At 35.3% G+C, this 16936-nt stretch carries 17 protein-coding genes; 13 read left to right on the top strand and 4 right to left on the bottom strand.

The genetic code is table 11. The annotated features are described in order from the left end of the window. Positions 1-606 precede the first annotated feature (606 nt). Positions 607-1731 carry a protein kinase family protein gene (locus tag IEW76_RS20100; protein ID WP_188656161.1) on the bottom strand — a complete coding sequence of 375 codons (1125 nt, stop codon included), beginning with the start codon at positions 1729-1731 and terminating at the stop codon, positions 607-609. A 495-nt stretch (positions 1732-2226) separates the two neighbouring features. Here IEW76_RS20100 and IEW76_RS20105 point away from each other — a divergent pair, with 495 nt between their 5' ends. The 8 genes from IEW76_RS20105 to IEW76_RS20140 all read left to right on the top strand — a co-directional run bounded on the left by IEW76_RS20105 (position 2227) and on the right by IEW76_RS20140 (position 7529). Next, positions 2227-2805: a helix-turn-helix domain-containing protein gene (locus IEW76_RS20105; RefSeq protein ID WP_188656162.1), complete on the top strand. Its 579-nt coding sequence runs from the start codon at positions 2227-2229 to the stop codon at positions 2803-2805. 393 nt (positions 2806-3198) lie between these two features. Then, positions 3199-3342, top strand: coding sequence for a hypothetical protein (locus tag IEW76_RS20110; RefSeq protein ID WP_188656163.1), 144 nt, complete (start codon positions 3199-3201; stop codon positions 3340-3342). Positions 3343-3504: 162 nt separating this feature from the next. Continuing rightward, positions 3505-4182, top strand: a complete 678-nt coding sequence (locus IEW76_RS20115; RefSeq protein ID WP_188656164.1) for a hypothetical protein — start codon at positions 3505-3507, stop codon at positions 4180-4182. Between the two features lie 212 nt (positions 4183-4394). Further along, positions 4395-4733, top strand: coding sequence for a hypothetical protein (locus tag IEW76_RS20120; RefSeq protein WP_188656165.1), 339 nt, complete (start codon positions 4395-4397; stop codon positions 4731-4733). A 592-nt stretch (positions 4734-5325) separates the two neighbouring features. After that, complete coding sequence (locus IEW76_RS20125; protein ID WP_188656166.1) at positions 5326-5574, top strand: hypothetical protein; 249 nt, start codon at positions 5326-5328, stop codon at positions 5572-5574. Positions 5575-5633: 59 nt separating this feature from the next. Further along, on the top strand, positions 5634-6272 hold the full coding sequence (locus tag IEW76_RS20130; protein WP_188656167.1) for a hypothetical protein: 639 nt from the start codon (positions 5634-5636) through the stop codon (positions 6270-6272). A 5-nt stretch (positions 6273-6277) separates the two neighbouring features. Continuing rightward, the gene (locus IEW76_RS20135) at positions 6278-6775 is read left to right on the top strand and encodes a stage II sporulation protein M (protein ID WP_188656168.1); all 498 of its coding nucleotides are present in this window, start codon (positions 6278-6280) and stop codon (positions 6773-6775) included. A 16-nt stretch (positions 6776-6791) separates the two neighbouring features. Then, positions 6792-7529 (top strand): M48 family metallopeptidase, encoded by a 738-nt coding sequence (locus IEW76_RS20140; protein WP_188656169.1) that lies wholly within the window; start codon positions 6792-6794, stop codon positions 7527-7529. Here IEW76_RS20140 and IEW76_RS20145 read toward each other — a convergent pair. After that, positions 7518-7697, bottom strand: coding sequence for a Fe3+ hydroxamate ABC transporter substrate-binding protein (locus IEW76_RS20145; protein ID WP_188656170.1), 180 nt, complete (start codon positions 7695-7697; stop codon positions 7518-7520). The genes IEW76_RS20140 and IEW76_RS20145 overlap by 12 nt on opposite strands. Before the next feature lie 75 nt (positions 7698-7772). Between IEW76_RS20145 and IEW76_RS20150 the strand changes: the two genes are divergently transcribed. Genes IEW76_RS20150 through IEW76_RS20160 form a run of 3 tightly spaced genes read left to right on the top strand, consistent with a single transcriptional unit; the run spans position 7773 to position 10746 of the window. After that, positions 7773-8867, top strand: coding sequence for an efflux RND transporter periplasmic adaptor subunit (locus IEW76_RS20150; RefSeq protein WP_188656171.1), 1095 nt, complete (start codon positions 7773-7775; stop codon positions 8865-8867). Then, positions 8867-9562: an ABC transporter ATP-binding protein gene (locus IEW76_RS20155; protein WP_188656172.1), complete on the top strand. Its 696-nt coding sequence runs from the start codon at positions 8867-8869 to the stop codon at positions 9560-9562. The genes IEW76_RS20150 and IEW76_RS20155 overlap by 1 nt, the downstream gene beginning before the upstream one ends. After that, the gene (locus IEW76_RS20160; RefSeq protein WP_188656173.1) at positions 9559-10746 is read left to right on the top strand and encodes an ABC transporter permease; all 1188 of its coding nucleotides are present in this window, start codon (positions 9559-9561) and stop codon (positions 10744-10746) included. Before IEW76_RS20155 ends, IEW76_RS20160 begins: the two co-directional genes overlap by 4 nt. Before the next feature lie 346 nt (positions 10747-11092). On the opposite strand, the gene IEW76_RS20165 is transcribed toward IEW76_RS20160, so the two are convergent. Next, positions 11093-12364 carry a replication protein gene (locus IEW76_RS20165; protein WP_188656174.1) on the bottom strand — a complete coding sequence of 424 codons (1272 nt, stop codon included), beginning with the start codon at positions 12362-12364 and terminating at the stop codon, positions 11093-11095. Positions 12365-13169: 805 nt separating this feature from the next. On the opposite strand from IEW76_RS20165, the gene IEW76_RS20170 reads away from it, so the two are divergent. Then, positions 13170-13970 carry a ParA family protein gene (locus IEW76_RS20170; protein ID WP_188656175.1) on the top strand — a complete coding sequence of 267 codons (801 nt, stop codon included), beginning with the start codon at positions 13170-13172 and terminating at the stop codon, positions 13968-13970. Next, positions 13951-14373: a hypothetical protein gene (locus IEW76_RS20175; RefSeq protein ID WP_188656176.1), complete on the top strand. Its 423-nt coding sequence runs from the start codon at positions 13951-13953 to the stop codon at positions 14371-14373. Before IEW76_RS20170 ends, IEW76_RS20175 begins: the two co-directional genes overlap by 20 nt. Before the next feature lie 311 nt (positions 14374-14684). Here IEW76_RS20175 and IEW76_RS20180 read toward each other — a convergent pair whose 3' ends face one another. Beyond that, entirely contained in the window at positions 14685-15620 is a 936-nt protein-coding gene (locus IEW76_RS20180; protein WP_188656177.1) for a DNA/RNA non-specific endonuclease, read from the bottom strand. Positions 15621-16936 lie beyond the last annotated feature (1316 nt).

Consider the following 16936-nt stretch of genomic DNA (forward strand, 5'->3'; position numbering starts at 1 on the left):
GAAGAGAATTGATTCACACATGGTGTGATATCCCGTGTGCATTTCGTACGTATGGCGTGTAGCACAAAACACACACAACGTGCGCCGTTCTTTATCCTACATATCTCGTGCCGCACGTCATGCATATAAGATACGCACGTGATCACGCACCAGATGCACACTATGTCCATTTTCATGAGATATCGCATCTCGTACGTACGGCGTATGAAAGGACATGACGACGTGCAGTAAACTACGCGCCTCTCGCACGACGTTTCACACCGCGTACACATGTGATAACGCATGCCGTAAAGATTGTTTTAAAGGCGTACACGGTGCGATATTTCATGCCGATATTTTGTGCACGTCGTATGGCACGAGATACGCATGCCATGTGATATATCATATAACACGTTGTATCACTAATGCTTTGCTGAGAACTATCGTTTCTAAAAAAGGAATTAAAGCCACAAAACCAAATGTTTTAAGTTACCCAAAAAATCGTTCTATGAGTGGGACGTTTCTCAGAAAAACGTTCTCTCATAGGGTCATTTTTTGAGATTAATAGTAGAGACAATTGTATATAGAAAGGTGAAATTATTTTAGAATTTCACACCATTCATATCTTTAGAATGGTAAGTCATCATCTTCTATATCGAATACTATTTCGATCTGGGATAATCTCATATCTATGTTATCTAATACTATTTTTTGTTGGTACAATGCTAAGCTTTTAAAAAAACGATAAAAATCAACGACTGTTGAAACGGGGATATTGTTACGAGTTTTATATGAATAACCATTTTCAACAAAGCATCTAATTAATTTACCATTGTCCTGGATGTAGTCTTCAAGAGAGCTATACCGAATAAGAGAATATAATCGACTTAACACAGTACTAGGATCTTTAATAGGTTCGTAACTATTCGTATGATGATTTAAATATTGGGAAAGTATCGTAGCAAATTCCCTATACATATCCTTATCTTCTGCTGAAAAGTTTTCTGTAAGTGCTCCTTCAGATATATCAACGGAAATATCGCGAAATGATAAATACCTTTCATTTGGATCCACTTGGATCATTTTAGTGATAATAGGTTGAAACTTAAAACTAGTTTGATCTTCACCTACAATACTACTAAACAATTTTCCAACAAAATAAATCTCACTTTGGTGATTGTAAATCCCATCAACATCCGTTTCATTTGGGAGTTGTGTTACTGGCCAATTTAATAAAACACTTCTCCCATCTTGATCTCGACCAACTAACCTTTTTCCAAAACCAAAATCAATAACTTTCACATCCTCACCTTTATCAATTAATATATTTGCCGGACGAATGTCCCTGTGTAATATATTTTTTGATTCTAAGTACTCGAAAGCAGATATTGTTTTGGTGAAAATTTCTTCCCAATCACTAAAAATAGGTGTGAATTGATCAATTGGGTCTCCATCTATATATTCCATTTGAAGATAGCCCAGTGTATGTTCAGGATACAAGTAATAGTTATAAACCCTCACTATATTAGGGTGGGATATTAAAAATAAAATTTTAATTTCGTCTACAAAGCGTCTGAAATATTCATCCTCATGCTCTTCATCTTTTGGTGCGTACTTTTTAAATGCAAACTCCATATCAGTAGTTTCATCTTTAAGTAAATGCGCATCTCCCGTTCCTCCACTACCTAAGGGTCTAACATGTGTAAAATCTTTTTCTTTATCAAACCTAATAACGTCACCGGGGTTAAGCATAAATTTCTACACATCCATTCAACATATTTTGTATTATTTTAACATCTAATAGCTTCAATATAGAGGGGTGTGGAATAAATATCCTAATCTTATAGAAGTAAATTAAATAGAAAAGCGTTCTCCTGTGGGGTCACTTCTGATGTAACAAAATCACATATGCAAGAAGAATGTTTAGAAAATGAAAACCTAAACAGTAACATACAAACTGTTACCAAATATGTAATAGAGAAAATTAACAAAGATGCTGAATTATTTTCCTCATCAATGACCCACCATCATGAATTAAAACAAGAGTACTCATCAAAATTCTAAAAGCAAAACGCGTTTGTAATAAACATAGTAGATATCAAGAATAGCCTTATTATTGTCTGTGACCGCCAGCTTCAAGCTGGCGGAACTCTACTATTTGTAAAAGGAAGCAATTAGGGCGTTCGCTTTCTTTTGCTTAAAACCTTCCTTTAACACATCAATCGTTGTATTAAAAGGAGAGATGTTATGGACATCTATACTGTCGATCAAGCTCTTGAACTATTGAGAAAGTATAAAATCACCACAAATAAAGAGAGCTTACGTCGTTGGTTACGAAACGGTACGGTCAAAGGTATTGCTCCGAGTTCACGTAAAGAGGGGTGGAGAATTCACGAAGACGATCTCTGGACTTTTATACAATCTCGCTTTCCAGAAGAGGTTAATCTAAACGAATGTACAAGAGACGAGAAGAAAAAAGATAACACAACAAATGTTGTGAAAGGTCACAAAAACAAAGAAGCCATTCGATCTGAGATGTGGTGGGAAATCGTTAGCCAGAATGTCTTTCAAGGTTTTATGGACGTTAAGAAAAAACAAGTATGGGAGTGCATAGAACATAACGGTCACTCAAAAGAATTCGGAGAATATGTATGGAAAGAGCTACATGATAAATCGTGGTATGGTAAACCTCGCATACCATACCTGTTAGATGCTTCTTTATTTGATGGGAAAAGAATAATAATGGATCAATCTTACGGATCTCTAGAGGAACAAATCCTTTTCCCCGTGGTGGAGGAGATTCGAAAGAAAAGAGTTTCAAAATGAAATTTAAAAACTTATCAATAGATTCCTGAATGTAGTAGCGTTCCTTAATTGGAGCGCTTTTTTGCTCCCCCTTTTAATAGTCTTCATATGCTCTACACCTGTCATACCAAAATAAAACAAAAGAACTTATAGCTTAGATAAATTAAGTCGTGCAACCTCTGATAAACTCATTGTGAGATAAATTTATCCAATTTTCAGCGAAATGCTTTGAATACCTACGTATTCCTTTCAAAAACGAATTTGACAATAAAGGGAACGCACGTTCCAAACACAATATATAGTGTTTTTAAAAATGTCGAACACTATATATTGTTTGAATTCTATGTTTTCTGTTATTATAGTAGTTGTAGTTGGAAGGAAGTTACAACAATTTGGCGAAAAGGTGGTGAGAATATGGTGCGTAGAATTAGTTCGGCAGGAATAAAAAGCAAAATGAGACAAGCTGAAAACAAGGCAAAACGAGAAATCAGGAAATCTGACAGAGAAACAAATCGGCAACTAAACAAGATTGAACGACAAATAAAAAAAGGACTCTAAAGTGCGGCAACACTTTAAAGTCCTATTGACTATATGTAATTTATATAATAACGAAAAAGACGAAAATTAAAAAGGTCATTCCTCCTATTTCAATAAATAGGAAATTAGTTTCTTCCTTCCCTATCTACGAACAAACTTTGTTCAAAAAAGGAGCTAAAACTAATGGCTAATCTAATTACGCAAGATATGACAGTCTTAGTAACACCTACATCTCGTTACAACGGAAACCAATTTGATGAAGTGTATGTACGTACTACAATAGTATCCGATGGTGAAATAAAAGCGAAATACTACGTACCAAACGGGTCTTCTCTTTCTAATGCTGCATTAAACTTAATTCAATCCGAAGGATTGGAATTTCGCCCTTATCTGGCCGAAGAGCTACTCGAAGGAACAAACAACATTCAAGAGAGTGCAAAAACAGGGGATCCTGTAGATACAGTATCCGATGCAGCAAAATTAATTTTGCTTTCTGCTTTAGAAATTAAAACACTCGAAGAAGTTGCAAAACTTGAAAGCGGAAAACGTGTATATAATCTCGAGTATAAATATAAAATCTTTTCAGAAGAAAGCAATCCGAATCATTATCAATTCCATGTTAAACTTCCATTTGACGGGATTGAGATGGCTAATGGCACGTTGAAACTTACAGTCGTCACACCGGATAAAGCCAAAGTAAACCAAACTGAAACAAAAGGAACAGACGATCAAAACCGCGAAATCAAAGAAGTTGTAAACGAGCTTCGTCAAACAGGGAAATCTGTCACCGAGTTCACCTATCGGCGCGACCCAGATTTTATAGTGCGGTATGAATATGATGCAAACACTGAATTAAAGTAATGTGATCAAAGGACTTGGAACTATTCAAGTCCTTTTTTATTTTAACTTTGTTGCTGTACTGCTTAAACCAATAAAAGTAATCAATTACGAACCATTTACGTTACAAATTCTTGGCTTCCTTACCTACAGTTTTTGAATTTCTGTGAAATTTATCTAATTCCCGGTTGTTTGAGCGCATTAATGGTACGATTCTTTTTAAAGGAGGAGTGGAAATGGAAAAACAAATGCACTGGGACATCAGGTCTATATTAGAAGAAATACCTGAATCTGATCCTACAATGATAGGTTCTTTTGTCAGCCCAGCTGATAAAAAGACAGGAATCTCATTCTTTATTGGTAATAATGAGCAACAGTCTAGCGTTCTAAGAATCTATATCATGAGAAGAGACCAACTCAAACGTTTTGTGCCGTTATATAATGTAGCAGCTTACAGTTTTTCAACCCACATAGAAGCAGTGAATTTTGCAACAAAGATACCATCTATGTCAGCTATTGAACTCATGCAATATATCAATATGTTCGGTCATAATAAAGCCACTACCCTAAGTTAATAAAGAAAACAAAAAAACGCCCTTATCTTTGGCAAAGTATAAGGGCGTTTTTTAGCTTATAAAGAACATAATTTTGGAATACCGACCAAAGTGGACGGCTTTTCACAAAAGATATATTATTGTTAGATAAGATCGCTAGCATTTCTATATAATCTTCATAGATTAGATCAATGATCTTTTTATAACCATGGAAGCTTCATCAATATCTTCTTATTCTGGCCCGATGACTTCAGTAAAAATTCCAACTTCTTCAATTTTCAGAACTCCTCAAACTATCTTATAATCAAATAAATAAAGTTGAATATCTTCCCTTGTGAGTAGCTAGGTTACCCCCTTCATTTACAATAATACGTAGATCTTTACCCTGCATTTTATAATCTTTTAATAGAATACAAATCAAACAAAGTCTAAAGTCTCATCCAAATAAATTATCTAACTAAACAATATAGTCATATTAAGTCGTTTATTGTTTATAAAAAGAAAATTAACCCTAAAGAACCAAAAAAATGTAAAAAAATCATTGCTTTTTTCATGATTCAATAGTACTTTAGTACATGTGCATGTACATAAGACTTTTGAGGGGGGGGATTAGATGCGTAAACTTATTTTGCCAGCATTAGCTTTGGGTATACTTGGAATTTTCGGATCTCCGTTTGAATTTGCTGATATCTTAATGATTTTGGATAGGAATGGATATGATGTGCCAAGATGGGCTGCTGATAGTTTAACTACCATTGGTAGTGTTTACGGTGTTCAACATTATTTAATTGGAGCTGTAGGTGTAACTGTACCTTGGTTCTTAGCAGCAGCAATCGTAGGTGCAGGATCTTTAGGACTATAATACTTAAAAAAAAAGGGGGTTATAACCCCCTTTTTTTATTGAAAGAGGGTTAGTTAGACATGCTTAAAAGCTATAATTTACTGTATTATTACGGTCTTTTATTTAATTTAGAGAGCGGCTTCAATAAATTATCTAGTCAAATCCAGGAACAAAAGGTTAAAAATATAATACTCTTAATTCAAGTAAGTATATTAAGTGGTTTAGTCGCTTTATATAGTACATATTTAAATACAGATATATTGGAGAACTTAACGAAAAATGAATCGGATCAAATTTTGTATATAATTTCATTTGCAATAGGTTCTTTGGCTCCTATAGGAACAATACTTGCTTTTTTCATATTTCTAAATGTAGCTTCAAAAATACAAGTGGTCGAGGCAATTTCCACTAAAAGAAAAATATTCTCAATTTCTATAATAGCCTATCTCCCAATACTTATAGGTTCCCTAGTAAATCTATGTATGGTTTTACTCTTTGGTGTTTCAGATTATGGCTACACGACTGCTTACGGGATTTTTAGACCAGAAAATAAGATGTTAATTTCTCTCTCTCAAGAAATTGATCCTTTTAAGTTCTTAGGGGTGTATATAGCAGCGTTTTTATATCAGAAATTGTTTAATAAAGGTACTTTTACACTCTTAATGTTAATATTAAGCTGGTACGTAATTAGTGGAACTTTCATTTTAATAGCGGGGTAATGGCAATGGGGAAAATAAGATCTAAACCCTTACTCATAGCTACAGGAACATATTTAGGTTCTCTTTTGATTGCATTTTTAATCAGTAGTTTACTAGGTGTTACTTTGTCTCATAATCTAGAAAACGTAAAAGATAACCACGAAACTCCTTCTATATTTTGGGTAATTTTGTTAAACAACCTGAAAGTTTATGTTATAATTTTAACCGGTTTTTTCTTACTAAAAATTCCCACGTATTTAAATCTTTTATCAAACGGAGCTATGCTTGGATATTTTTTAGGGGGGGTATCTCTAGATCTGCTGGTAGAGGTACTACCACCATTAATAATTCATGGTGTACCTGAGGTGATGGGTTTTATTATTGCTGCTTATTTGGTGATTTTAGGAAGGGAAAAGTTCAGGGAAAACATAAAATTTAATATATCTCTGCTCGTTTTAGGGGGGCTTATTATATTCATTGCAGCCTTGTTAGAAACTTACGTTAGTTCAATATTTCTTAATTAAAGGAGTAGATAGTAAGATGAAGATTTTACAACTTAGTTCCGGGATCTTTTTAGTTTTTATTGCTTTAATGAAGTTCAAAGTGGTTACCTTTGGTATAGATGAAGGTTTAGTTCAGTATTTATTTAATGCATCTTTAATGCTTACTGCATTTAGTGTCATTTTCCCGTTGGTCTCGTCTATAAAACTTAAAATGGCTGATGTTAAGGACGAGGAACGCCTTACTAAAATTCTAAATGAAATAGATCCGGAGAGTGAAACTGAAGTTTTTGTATCAGAAAAGTTTATGAAGAACAGCGCTGGTGCTTTATATAGAAAAAGCAGTTTAGTCATTGTTTGTGGTAAATCATTGCTTAATTCACTTAACGATAAACAACTAAAATTCCTTCTTGCACATGAATATTTTCATATTAAAAAAAACCACTTATTAAAAAATGTATTTTCATTTGTTTTTGTCTTATCCGGGGTTCCGATTGCACTACTTATCGCCACTCCATTTTTCATTCCAAAAATTCCGATAGCACCTGTGCTTATCTTTTCCTTTTTAACCTATGTTGTTTCATTTGTGCTCCATTTTATCTTATCTCAGCGCAGAGAATTCAATGCTGATAAGTTTGCCAGTTCAATAGTAGGTTCTTCTACTGCAAAAGAGGTATTAATTATCTTAAAAGAAAAAAATCTCATTAAAGAAAAAAGCTATAACCTATTTGAAACGCACCCAAGTATTAAAAAACGTATTGAAAAATTAGCTACTTGATTTTTTTACACATTCCAAGCAAGTAGCAACACCTTCTACTTCAATGAATTTTTTTATTCTAACACTCCCTTCATAGTAAGGGTAACGCATTCGTAGGTAAAACTCGTCTCCACCTTGAATTTCTTTATTACATGAGCTACATTGAATAGTTTTCTTTTTAAAAAACATTGTATTATCTCCTTTCTGACCTTCGGGTAAATGTGAAGGGGGCTTATTTAGTTAGTTTAGCAAAGGGTGTTCTACATGAAAAGGTTATGGGTTTTTATTATGATTCTTTTTGTTATTTCTATTGTTGTAGGTGTGAACGTACATAAAGCTTCAACTAAAGAAATTACTGAAATTAATACTGAAAAGTTAAAACATCAATTAATATCTGAAACAGTTATGGCTCCTGGTACCTTGAGTTTAAATAAAGAAGAGAAAATATTTTATAATGCGGAATTAGGGAGTATAGAAGAAGTAATGGTAGAGGAAGGGGAGAAAGTGGAAAAAGGCGAAGTCTTACTCAAGTACTCCAATAGTCAATTGGGTTTTGAAAAAAAAGAGAACAACCTTCAAATGGAGAGGAATTACATCCAAATAAACAAAATAAAAGATAAAATTAGTAGTTTGGAAGAAGAACTAAATTCGAAAGACATAGGAGAAAAAACAAAGGAACAAATTCTTCAAGAAGTTAATGGGTTGAAAACTGAAAAAAGAATAGCCAATTTAGACCTTAAGCGCACGCTACTTCAAAAAGATATGATAGATGAAAGAGTCAACAAACTTAGCGTAGTCTCCAAAATGAATGGTGTAGTTCTAAAGATTACTGATCAGAACGAATTAAATAATGTTGAACAAGTTTCACCTATTATTCATATAGGTAGTGTTAATCAGTATAAGGTCGATGCAAGAATATCCGAATATGATTCTTTAAAGGTGAATGAGGGACAGACCGTTACGATAAAAACTGAAGTACTCCCTAGTAAAACGTGGGAAGGGAGAGTGATTAGTGTTGGAAGTTTACCACTTCAAAAGACTGATAAAAATACAGAGTATCACCTAGAAGTGATAGTTGAATCTAATGATATCCCACTAAAACCTGGTTTTAAAGTTGTTACGGAAATACAAACTAACCAACGCAAGGTTAGGGTGCTTGAAACCAAATCTGTGCAGCAAACTCAAGACAATCAAAAGTTTGTTTATATATACAAAGAAGGGAATGTTGAGAAAAAATTCATTAAAACTGGAATGACGACTAACAATTTTACCGAGATAAAAAGCGGTTTGTCAGAAAGTGATGAAGTTATATCTAACCCTCCTCCTGAACTTAAAGAAGGAATGGAAGTGAGTAAGTAATGATAAGTTTGACTGAAATTTTTAAAACATACCAAATTGCCGAAGATAAGATTAATGTGTTAAACAATATTAATTTAACAGTTGAACGTGGAGATTTTTTTGCAATAACAGGTCCCTCAGGCTCAGGGAAAACCACTTTAATGAACATTATAGGTTGTCTAGATAAACCTTCAAGTGGAACTTTTATGTTAGATAACATAAATATTATGAATTGCAATGAACAAGAACTAGCCCGAGTGAGGAATCTATCAATAGGTTTCGTTTTCCAAAACTTCCATCTTCTGCCAAGGATGAGTGTGATAGAAAATATTCATATCCCCATGGTCTATGCTGGAGTTCCAAAAAAGGAGCGTGATTCTAAAGCCAAAATAGCTTTGGAGAAAGTAGGTTTATTAGAGAAAGCGAATTTTCTTCCTAGTGAAATTTCTGGAGGGCAAAAACAAAGGGTAGCAATAGCTAGAGCAATAGTTAATGAACCTGAGATAATTTTGGCTGATGAACCTACTGGAGCTTTAGATACTGAGACCAGTATGACCATTATGAATCACTTCCTCCACTTGAACAATGAAGGTACTACCATCATTGTTGTTACACATGAAAAAGATATAGCAAGTTTCGCCAATAATCAAATTGTAGTTCGTGACGGTTCAATAGTAAATACAGAAGCACCCCATAGAAAGGACCGTCTATCATGAGTTTTATAGAAAATTTCAAAATGGCTCTTTTTTCTATATTTTCACATAAGTTAAGGTCAGTTTTAACTATGCTAGGAATCATCATTGGGGTATCGTCTGTTGTTATTATCGTTGCTATAGGTAAAGGGGGGGAACATTTACTAAAATCACAAATATCTAGTTCCGAAAATAACCTACAAATCATATATCAGCCGAATAACCCAACACAATCCCCTAATAACATTACAGATGGTAACTTTAATAATTCAGATATTAATTTATTGAAAAGTATCCCTGAGGTGGAAGATGCAGTTGGATTAAGTTCAAGAGTAGTGGAGTTAGAATATAATAAGACTGCAAATGAATCAACCACTGTCTTAAGTGTCAATCATAATTACATAAAAGAGCATAATTTCGAATTTGTTAATGGAATAAATTTCACTAGAAAGAATATATCGTCTGGAGAACGTATAGCCATTGTTAATCAAGAATCTGTAAAACGTCTTTTTGATAGTCAAAATCCCTTGGGTGAGATTTTTTGGCTTTCTGGCCAACCGATAAAGGTTATCGGCATAACTAAGAATAGTAAAGAAGCTTTTGGATTAGATACAGACATTTATCTCCCCGAAAGTACTTATAAGGTTGTCTTTAATGAAAACAATTATAACCAACTGACCTTAAAAGTGAAAGATGCTGATTCTCTAAAGACCGCGGGTGAAAAAGCACAAAAGCTACTAAACCAAGCGCATAATACTGAGGATTCATACCAAGTAATTAATTTTAAAGAAATATCTAAAGGTATAGAAAATGTCACGAGTACTATGACATTAATAATTAGTAGTATTGCAGGTATATCCCTAGTTGTAGGTGGGGTAGGTGTTATGAATATCATGCTTGTCTCTGTTACAGAGAGAACTAGAGAGATAGGTGTTAGAAAAGCTTTAGGAGCAACGAAACAACAAATCTTAACACAATTCTTGATTGAATCAGTAACTATTAGCATTATCGGTGGATTGCTAGGTGTAGTTATAGGTATAGGTATATCTACAATAATATCACTAGTTGCTGGTTGGCCAGTTCTTATATCTTGGAGCATTTTAATTATTGGAATAATATTTCCTATGATAATTGGAGTCTTATTTGGTATAATACCTGCCAATAAAGCTGCTAAACTAACCCCCATCGAATCACTGCGATATGAATAATTAAAAAGGACAGGTACGATTTTCAATTAATTTCAAAAGCTGAGTAAAAAAGCCAAGCGTATTATTTTATACGTTTGGCTTTTTTTACTTTGCATTCTGTAAGTACTTGAACCAGGGGTATACAGCAATGTCAAGGGAAACCAACGCAAGTACTGCTCCAGCAGGCTTAAGAATCATAGGAAAGACTTGATATCTAAATACCAAGCCTTTCCTTCTGAGCCGGTCAAATCTAAACATTTTCTAAAAAACTGTAAGCCTGGATAGAGACACCCCCGCCCTAAACTAAAACATAGTAGCAGGCTACCGCCCATAATATAAGCGTACACATGGTGGGACACTTTTTTCGTTATTTTATTTGCTTTAGTAAACGCTGGACCGTGGTCTTAGAAAAGCCCGTGTAGTGCGCTAATTTCCTGATAGATGCGTTGGGATGCGTTTCTAAAGCCTGTTGAACAACTTTCAGTTTTTCTTCCGTTTGTTCTTTACGTATGTCGTTATATTCCTGCATGGTCTTCATGCCTTTTTCACGGCGCATTTCCTTGTTTGCTTCTCGTTTCCGTCTTTTCTTCTCTTCGCCGTCCATCACCGTGCTTAAATGACGCTGCTCTTCAGGCGTAATATCTAACCAATTAATAATCTTAGAGTTTTTTAAATTGTAGCCCGCACCAGGATAGCCATGTTTTATGGCTTCTTCGTTCGCTTCTTTATTGTTCTTAGCGTTCCATGCCTTCTCAGCGCTCTTAGTGGCTTTTGTGACCTCTTTCTCCGGCAACGGAGACCTAAACTCACTATTAAACTCTAATGTCTGTCTCAGGGCTTCCTTGCTGTCTGAAAGCACACAACAAGACCAATAGCGATACAAAAAGCACAGCGTTTCTCTATAGCCCTCTACAGCATACTCTCGCAGCTCCACGAGCTTTGTTAAGTCTAGTAGACGCGCATGGTGTAGTCGATATGTATTGAACAATTGCGCTGGCTTAGAAGGGCGTCCCTTTTTTTTCTTCGGCTCCAGTTCCGGTAAGTAATCGTACTGAATGTCACGAAGAGGATAACGATAATCATGACGGTATTGCGCCCTTACATACTCGCCACTCTTACTGTTTACACTACCTGCTATCCGGAATACCCGAGCTGCATCTAAAGCCTTCGTATCGCCCCCAACTCCCTGCAACTGCTCACAGAAATAGTTCTGTATGGCTTGCCACAAGGGTAAAGCTTTGTGAGGAACAGGTTCTATAAGCCACACACAGACGATCCCGCGGCCACTAAATATAATGAGGTTAGGTTCTGGGATCTGTTGATCGAAAACTTCTAATTCTAGCTTGCCTAATACCCATTCCGGTGCATAGTTAAATAGATACGCGTCTACGTCGACGTATAAGGCTTGCAGCTTTCGTATGTTCTCAATTCGCCTAAACGGCTTGTAGAACGTATTCTGGCTGAAGTAAACATCTTCTCCTAGCCAGTTTGTAAGTTCAGCAGCCATTTCATTAGGCTTGTAATGATATTGCCTAAAGGCGCCATCAGATTCCTTTTTAGCCATCGTTATGTATCCGTCCGTATTTCCATGGTGAAACCATGCGTGATAGCTAGCTTCTTCGATAGATTTACTCTCCATCGTTTAGTCCTCCGTCTCTCGCGCAATGCGAAGAATACGAAAAACACGAACCGGAGTATTGCCCTCTCATAACTGCACGTGATAAACTATACGTAGTTAAACAACTAAAAAAGGGTATACGTACCCCACTTTGCGAAAAGGACGTTCTACTTTAGCCGGTGAGACGTCCTTTTGTCGTGTTATCCGTTAGATATAATTGTATCTTACTCTAGTAAACTTTGCCATACCACAGAGAAGATTAGATAAGAGACTAATGCGAAACCCCCTTGTGAAATGTTCATAAGGGGGTTTCGTATGCCCAGCAAAAAAGCACTTTAAATTTATCGTAAAAGCCTGCGTGCTCAAGTAGATCATCCTAATTTCAAAAACTAAAACAGAGTAGCAGGCTACCGCCCCATAATATAAGCGTACACATGGTGGTACACCTAAATTTTTTTTGAAATTCAACCTCCAGCAATATGTCCAATGGGTTGTCACGCTTTTTAGAACACGCTGACAGCTTTTCTAAGAGACGTTCTGCCTCTCCCTCTACGTTTATATCTTTTAAGTGAAAATCCCCTTTAGCGTCCCTCTATGTGCTTTTTAAAACTATCGTTTTCATTGTTATCCTCCAGAAGAGTTCTACTATCCAAAGAATCGAACCTGTGTAGTGCTAATAGAATGCAAATCTAACAAAAAATAGTTTATGTCTAAAATAAAGAAGGGATCTGAAGACTTATCTTTAATAATATAAGCATAAATATTCTTGTGATTATGAACGATTGTATTAATGTTAATGTTAACATTAACTAGAGGTGGTGAGCATATGACTCAGAAAATAGCAGTCAGCACGAATAAAGGCGGCGTCCTCAAAACGTCCCTAACGACAAACTTAGCCGGTGTTTTAAGTAGCGAAGGTCATAAAGTATTGATCATAGATACAGATAATCAAGGGAACGCAGCCATTAGCTTTGGCGTAAACCCCGATAACTTGGATAACAGTATCTATGATGTATTAGTAGATCATTTGAATCCAGAAGAAGCCATTCTTAATGTACACGAGAACATTGATTTACTCCCCGCAAATGATGATATGAGCTTCTTCGAATTTGACGTCCTTTCGGAGGCAAGCAAATATCCCTATCCATTCTCCATGCTCAAGGAAGCATTCAAAAACGTGGATTTAAACAACTGGGATTACGTCTTAATAGACACTCCCCCTACCTTAGGATTAACTCAAGGTAATGTTCTTTCTTTTGCGCAAGACATACTTATTCCGTTTCAACCTGAAAGTTATTCAATGCGTTCTTTACTTAAAATTTTAAGAGCCATTAGTGATTTTAAACAGTCCCATAACCCTAATCTAAATGTTCTTGGTGTGGTCCCTACTTTGGTGGATAGCCGAACTACCCTACACACTCAAATTATCCAGGAATGCAGAAGGTATGGATTTGAAAATGATATAAGAGTATTTGAAACCGTCATCCCTCGATCGGTGCGTTTTGCGAACAGTGTAGCTTTTGAAAGGAAGCCAGCAACTCTTACTGAGGGGAAAAAGAACCCACTCGTTAAATCGTATTGGGATTTATATAAGGAGGTAATGGAAGATGGCCAGGAAAACGCGTAGTTTAGCATCTTTTTCGGATGTTGCTAACGAAGATGTTAATAATGACATTAATAAAGAAGGTAAGCATGAAAATAAGCAAAAGGACAATGACAGCAGACCTGAGGCAGAAAAAGATACTAATGTTAGTACTAATATAGATATCGATAAAGACACCAATGATAAAATTAATATTAATGTTAATGATGAAGTTAATGTTAATAATGATAGCGAAGACTTCTTGGATAGTCTCATTCAAGGGAAGAAGAAAAAGAAGAAACCAGTCCTTACAGGCGTGTATCTGGATCCAGAGGTAGCGAAAGTATTGAATGAACTTGGAAAAAAAGTCGGAAAGGGAGATGGGGGAAAATCAAGGATAGTCAATGACGCTTTAAAAGAGGTTTTCACTAAAAAAGGATTACTTTGAGAACCTTAACTCGCTTTTAAGGATCGCTCGTAAGAAGAGGACAGTTCATCTAAAGTGGCTGTCCTTTTTTTAATGATAGCCATCTTTAGAAGGGATTCTTAAAAATTTAATGAGAAAAAAACCATGCCTAATGTTCTAAGAAAGACTTTAATAATAATAATGATAAAAATAACAACGATATAACAAACACTAACATAAACATTAACGTAAATATTAATATTTACGTTAATGTTAATTAACTTACACCAAACAAAAAGAAGCTCAATAAATGACCTTCCTTTTGCTTATTTTTGTATCAAAGATTTAGAGGCTTACTCTCCAACCATCCCATCTCCATCATTATCCCTCATGTATTTATACAACCAATGATCACTCATGATTGGCATAGTGAAACCAGCTGCTTTTGCTTCTTTAATCGTCACCTGGCCATTACCATTAGTATCAACGCTAGAAATATCACCTTCTTCTGAACTCGTTGAATCAGAAGGTTCGCTGTCTGCTGAATCGAGCGACTCATTTACCTCATCAGGATTCACATTTTCAAATGTATCAACAACTTCGTTTCCCATTAGAGTATAAGTAAACTGATAACTTGAAGGAATCTGCGTTTCCGTATTCGGATATGTGATAGTGGCTTCAAAATTCGTGGCCCCACCTGCGCTACGGATCCCGTCTTCCATGTAAGCTTGATCACCATGTCGGTTGAGCGTACTCTCTTGCGGGGTGATATTATAAGCATTCGATACCCCTCCGAGAGAATCAGCAATAATATGCCCTTCATCTAAAACGTCACTTTCGACACCAGGAACTTTTGCCTCATCGGAGTAGTATCTTCCAGACGATAATACGGGTTCGCTACTATCATCTTGCAAAACGATCTCTTCAGCAATGACACGTACTAGTTGCCCGTGTTCATTCGTAAAGGCCCAATACTCACGGTCCCCATAACCAATATCAACGACGACGTTAGATTCACGATGTCCAGACAAATCACCACCATCGACTTCAATAAGGTTGTATTCTGAGAACAGGTCATCCTTTGTTTCGGTTGGTTTTTCCTCTTCTTCAGGTTCGTCAGCTACCGCAGTGGCGGCTTCTTCCGTTTCACTATTTTTATCTGTATCAGCTGTGGTTACTTCTTGTGATTTTGTTTCTTTATCGGTATTAGATGCATCTTCTACATCGGTGCAACCCACCATAAAGATGGCCGTTAAAAGTAAAATTAAATAGTTCATTTTCTTTTTCATTTTAGGACTCTCCCATAATAGTTTCATATTGTTTATATATAAACCTCGTAACGGTAACATAGATTACCTATTGCTACTTATAATAACTTTACGAACCCCAGCATTACCCCTTTTCCCATCGTTAGTTAAAGTACAATCTCTTTATAAGACCAATATTTATTTTAACATAAAATAACAATCATCTATTTTCTGGACCAAATGGCTCCTGTTAACAACAGCAATAATCCTATTATTAATACCAATATAGCTAACAATAAAAATATTAATTGTAATGTATTTAAAATGATCTATAAACATATCAATATTTACTATCATAAAAATAACAACAACAATATGCATAAATATATAAATGTTAATGTTAATAATAATGTTAACATTAACATCATTAATAATTGAATTTTTGATAAGATAAAGCCGTTCCGTGATTGGAAGAAGCTTATTTTGTTCCTTTTAACGTTCCTTTTAGTGGTCAAATCGTTCCTTTTTTTAGCTTAAATGTTCCTTTTTCTGTTCAATTTAGCATGTATGCTAATGTTTTTCAGATGAAGATATGAAAAGAAACGGGCACTTATTTCTTTATTTTGCATGTATGCAAGCAATTTTCACCTATTTGTTCCTCTATGTTCCTGGAATGTACCTGGTTTATCACAGTAAAAGGAACACCAAAACCCTTTATCAGATAGGGTCACAGATTACATGTTCCTTTGTTCCTTCTTTATATAATGAATAACTATATATAATACCTATATACATGACGCGTTACGCATATAAAGTTTCTTCGAAAAAAAGAGGAACCAAGGTACTTATCTCAATTTCAAGATTTTTGAAGATGGGAAAGGGGTCTCCCTACGTCTCTTTTCCTGTGACTTGATCTCCCACTTTCTTATTTCAGCAAGAATAGTTGAAATCCTAGTCGGACCTCTTATACTATATAAAAAGAGGTGCCCGTGCGCTAACACGATCACCTTAGTAATCCAACCACAGAATGCTGTGGCTCGGTTAAGACGAGTAACCCACCCTATGATTCCGCTAAGAGTATATGCAGGGTGGGTAAAACCCTTTCAAGACGCACCAATGATTATTTATTTTAAAAATAAATTAAAAAGCGTTTGACTTATTTTGTTAACCATGATATAACTAAATTAGGCAAACACAACATACGGTTTTTTATCACAACATAAACAAACACTCACTTAATGAATTATTCTCTGTGATAGGCACACATCTGTGAAGATTGTTTTTTATTTCAAACCTTTTATAACGCGCCAATGATTATATAAAATTTTCATCTATATAAATGCGTCCAACAACAAGAC

This window comes from Pontibacillus salipaludis (genome assembly GCF_014642405.1).
Taxonomy (GTDB): Bacteria; Bacillota; Bacilli; order Bacillales; family BH030062; genus Pontibacillus; species Pontibacillus salipaludis.

Coding starts and splice junctions, on each gene's coding strand:
- IEW76_RS20100 (WP_188656161.1), bottom strand. CDS start 1,731: ATGCTTAACCCCGGTGACGTTATTAGGTTTGATAAAGAAAAAGATTTT.
- IEW76_RS20105 (WP_188656162.1), top strand. CDS start 2,227: ATGGACATCTATACTGTCGATCAAGCTCTTGAACTATTGAGAAAGTAT.
- IEW76_RS20110 (WP_188656163.1), top strand. CDS start 3,199: ATGGTGCGTAGAATTAGTTCGGCAGGAATAAAAAGCAAAATGAGACAA.
- IEW76_RS20115 (WP_188656164.1), top strand. CDS start 3,505: ATGGCTAATCTAATTACGCAAGATATGACAGTCTTAGTAACACCTACA.
- IEW76_RS20120 (WP_188656165.1), top strand. CDS start 4,395: ATGGAAAAACAAATGCACTGGGACATCAGGTCTATATTAGAAGAAATA.
- IEW76_RS20125 (WP_188656166.1), top strand. CDS start 5,326: ATGCGTAAACTTATTTTGCCAGCATTAGCTTTGGGTATACTTGGAATT.
- IEW76_RS20130 (WP_188656167.1), top strand. CDS start 5,634: ATGCTTAAAAGCTATAATTTACTGTATTATTACGGTCTTTTATTTAAT.
- IEW76_RS20135 (WP_188656168.1), top strand. CDS start 6,278: ATGGGGAAAATAAGATCTAAACCCTTACTCATAGCTACAGGAACATAT.
- IEW76_RS20140 (WP_188656169.1), top strand. CDS start 6,792: ATGAAGATTTTACAACTTAGTTCCGGGATCTTTTTAGTTTTTATTGCT.
- IEW76_RS20145 (WP_188656170.1), bottom strand. CDS start 7,697: ATGTTTTTTAAAAAGAAAACTATTCAATGTAGCTCATGTAATAAAGAA.
- IEW76_RS20150 (WP_188656171.1), top strand. CDS start 7,773: ATGAAAAGGTTATGGGTTTTTATTATGATTCTTTTTGTTATTTCTATT.
- IEW76_RS20155 (WP_188656172.1), top strand. CDS start 8,867: ATGATAAGTTTGACTGAAATTTTTAAAACATACCAAATTGCCGAAGAT.
- IEW76_RS20160 (WP_188656173.1), top strand. CDS start 9,559: ATGAGTTTTATAGAAAATTTCAAAATGGCTCTTTTTTCTATATTTTCA.
- IEW76_RS20165 (WP_188656174.1), bottom strand. CDS start 12,364: ATGGAGAGTAAATCTATCGAAGAAGCTAGCTATCACGCATGGTTTCAC.
- IEW76_RS20170 (WP_188656175.1), top strand. CDS start 13,170: ATGACTCAGAAAATAGCAGTCAGCACGAATAAAGGCGGCGTCCTCAAA.
- IEW76_RS20175 (WP_188656176.1), top strand. CDS start 13,951: ATGGCCAGGAAAACGCGTAGTTTAGCATCTTTTTCGGATGTTGCTAAC.
- IEW76_RS20180 (WP_188656177.1), bottom strand. CDS start 15,620: ATGAAAAAGAAAATGAACTATTTAATTTTACTTTTAACGGCCATCTTT.